Source organism: Candidatus Desulfatibia sp. (assembly GCF_036446775.1).
Taxonomy (GTDB): Bacteria; Desulfobacterota; Desulfobacteria; order Desulfobacterales; family UBA11574; genus Desulfatibia_A.
Genome location: NZ_JAZFTO010000175.1, coordinates 1 through 2,901 on the forward strand (window position 1 = coordinate 1; position 2,901 = coordinate 2,901).

At 45.1% G+C, this 2,901-nt stretch carries 3 protein-coding genes and 1 pseudogene; 1 reads left to right on the forward strand and 3 read right to left on the reverse strand.

What is annotated here, in order from left to right:
• From V3S16_RS08675 to V3S16_RS08685, 3 genes are all read right to left on the reverse strand, one after another.
• On the reverse strand, positions 1–351 hold a 351-nt coding region (locus tag V3S16_RS08675; RefSeq protein ID WP_413884286.1), incomplete at its 3' end, for a hypothetical protein.
• A 149-nt stretch (positions 352–500) separates the two neighbouring features.
• A protein-coding gene (locus V3S16_RS08680; protein WP_413884287.1) for an IS3 family transposase occupies positions 501–2,059 on the reverse strand; the annotation gives its coding sequence in 2 pieces (ribosomal slippage) (positions 501–1,591 and positions 1,591–2,059; 1,560 coding nt in all).
• A gap of 35 nt (positions 2,060–2,094) precedes the next feature.
• Positions 2,095–2,256: a hypothetical protein gene (locus V3S16_RS08685; RefSeq protein ID WP_413884288.1), complete on the reverse strand. Its 162-nt coding sequence runs from the start codon at positions 2,254–2,256 to the stop codon at positions 2,095–2,097.
• A gap of 273 nt (positions 2,257–2,529) precedes the next feature.
• Here V3S16_RS08685 and V3S16_RS08690 point away from each other — a divergent pair.
• Positions 2,530–2,901 (forward strand): annotated as a pseudogene (locus tag V3S16_RS08690) (hypothetical protein); the annotation flags it as partial.

The window sequence follows — 2,901 nt, forward strand, 5'->3', positions numbered from 1 at the left end:
AGGCAAGACTTTTTCTGTGTATTTTATCTCTGATTCAAAAATTGGATCTACTAAAGAATCAATGTGTTTTGCAACTTTCCCGGGAATAATCCGATAAAAACACTTTAAGCATACATTTGCAGGAATACCTATCACTTCTATTTGTAGTTCACTATTTTCTTTGTTATAGTGCAAATTAATAAGTTTTGGTTCCATATCTTCTTTACATTCTGGGCACTTTCTTTTTTTTAATAAAATCATAATATCACCTTCTTGGTTTTTTCCTAATTTTATATTTAATCCAATGCCGGCTATCGCAGGGATTGGGGTCAAAGCTTGAATAGTGAATAAGGAGCCTTTGTCAGTGGTCAATGGTCAGAGGTCAGAAGTCAGAGGCCAGAGGTCAGAGATCAGAGATCAGCCGCCTACGCTCGCTATTTGTCAAGGTAGTTGTCGCAAATTTCAAAATCCAATTATATTCTCCTATGGCTGATCATCCCATTAAACAATTGATCATTGGGCTATGCTGCGTTTTTTAATTTAACCGATTCCTTGTTCTGTTCTTCATACGGATTTAGCCAGACCTCTTCGATGTAGTCCCAATTTCGGATCTTGTTAGACCAACGTTCAGGATGAAGACTTTTAGCCTTCTCATACAACTCACGACGCTTGTTCAGGATTTCTCGGTCTTGTCCCGCATGGCGTTGCGACGGGGATACAAAATGAATCGCGCTGTGCCTATGATCATGGTTATACCAACGGACAAAACTCAAAACCCATTTACGGGCATCCTCAATGGTTTCGAAGCCATTTCGCGGGTATCCCGGACGATATTTACACGTTCTGAACAACGCTTCAGAATATGGATTGTCGTTGCTCACGCTGGGTCTGCTGTACGAGGCAATGATACCCAAATCCTGCATTTTCGCAACCAGGGTAGAGCCTTTTTGCGCAGAACCGTTATCCGCATGCAGCACTGGCGGATTGATCAGGCAGCCTTCGGACCATACAGCTTTTTGGATGAATATGGCTGCATTTTCGGAATTTTCTCTGTCATAGACTTCCCATCCCACAATTTTTCGGCTGAACACATCCACGATCATATACAAATAGAAGAACATCCCTCGAATAGGCGTGTGCAGGTACGTAATATCCCACGTCCAGACTTGATTCGGGCCGGCAGCTCGATAGCCTTCCGGCAGTGCAGATTTGCTTGGCTTCTGACTATAGCCACGATGGTTCTGCTCTTTTGCCTCGTGAAGAACCCGATAAAAGGTGGACTCCGAGGCAATGTACTGCCCCTGGTCGGCCAGACAAGGCACGATCTGACCCGGCGGAAGGCTCGCGTTTTCGGGTTTATGGCAGATTTCCAAAACACGATCTTTTTCCTGTTGCGACAGTTTATTAGCCGGTTCCGGACGTTTGGCGAGCGGTCGGCCATCTTCTTTGACATCGCCGCGTTGGGTCCAGCGCTGATACGTGCGAGCAGTGATACCAATGATTTTGCACGCCGACGCCAAACGGGACCCGGCATTACGAGCTCTATTGATCAGCTCAACAGTTTTACGGCGATCCGGGACGCTGATCATTCTTCCTCGTGGTCCCCCCAGATCGCCTTCACTTTTTTTTGCAGCACGATCAAGGCTGCGGTTTCCGCAAGGGCTTTTTCCTTGCGCTGCAGTTCGCGTTCAAGATCCCTAATCCGGTTGCGATCTTTCTTTTGTTCTTTCTTAAGCTCCCGATTACGTCTACGATCCCAGTCGTTGGCATGTTCACAGGCAATCCGCCAACGAGACAGTTGTTCCGGGTATATCCCTTTTTTCCGGCAATATTCTGCTATCTCTGCTTCATTAAACGAAGCGCTTTCTATTACCGCTGTGAATTTATCCCGAGCTGCCCAACCTTCCGGATTGGTATCCGCGTCGGGCATCAACAGACCCTTGTCGCGGGCCTGCTGCCGCCAGTTATACAAAGTGGCCTCCGAGATCCGTTCCTCCTTGGCCAGTTCCCTGATGGTTCGGTTGTGCGGCGGCATCATTTTTCGCAGCACGGCTTCTTTACGTTCCGGTGAATATCGCATGAAAAACCCTCCTTGGCCCCCTCTTATAACGGGTTTTAGTTCATGCGACAACTATCCTGACACAGGGGGATAAGGTACTTCTGGTCGTCGTTAATTTTTTTGATACTCATCAGTATCATACTTGCTAAAAGATCACTGAGGCGACAAACGATTTCATCTATATTTCTTTCATATTCCCATTTTTCGTTGTTCGACATAATAACATTCTTCTCCTTAGCGTTTGATTATTATTTTTTAATTTTTTAAACTGATCCCAATCTGATCTGTAGATTCCGGCCTAAACCTGCCACCCATTCCGGTTCAAATCTGCCACTAATTCCGGGTGAAACCTGCCACCCATTCCGGAGGAAAGTTTACCACTTTTCAGGTCATTTCCGGAATGCCCAAAATAATCAAAAGCATCATCCTTTTCCCTTCAAAACCAGATAACATCTCCTCTGAAACAATAACTTTATAAAGAGGAGATCTAAATGCCACGGAAAAGGATTAATATGAAAAAGATTCGAGAGATTATACGTTTCAAAGAAACAACCAACATGAGCGACAGGAAGATAGCCAGGGCGCTTAATATCTCTCGCCCTGTTGTTGCGCAGTACCTCAAGGACTTCAACGCGAGCGGCCTTACCTACGAAGAGACTAAAGACATTCCGGACAGCCGGTTCCTTGCACTGTTTGAAAAACAAAGGAACAAAAGATGCTCAAAATATGAGGACATATCGAAGCTTTTTCCCTATTTTGTAATGGAGCTTAAAAAGACCGGCGTAACTTTGATGATCCTGTGGAATGAGTATCAGAAGGAAAATCCTGACGGTTACAGTTACTCGCAGTTTTGTTATCACTTC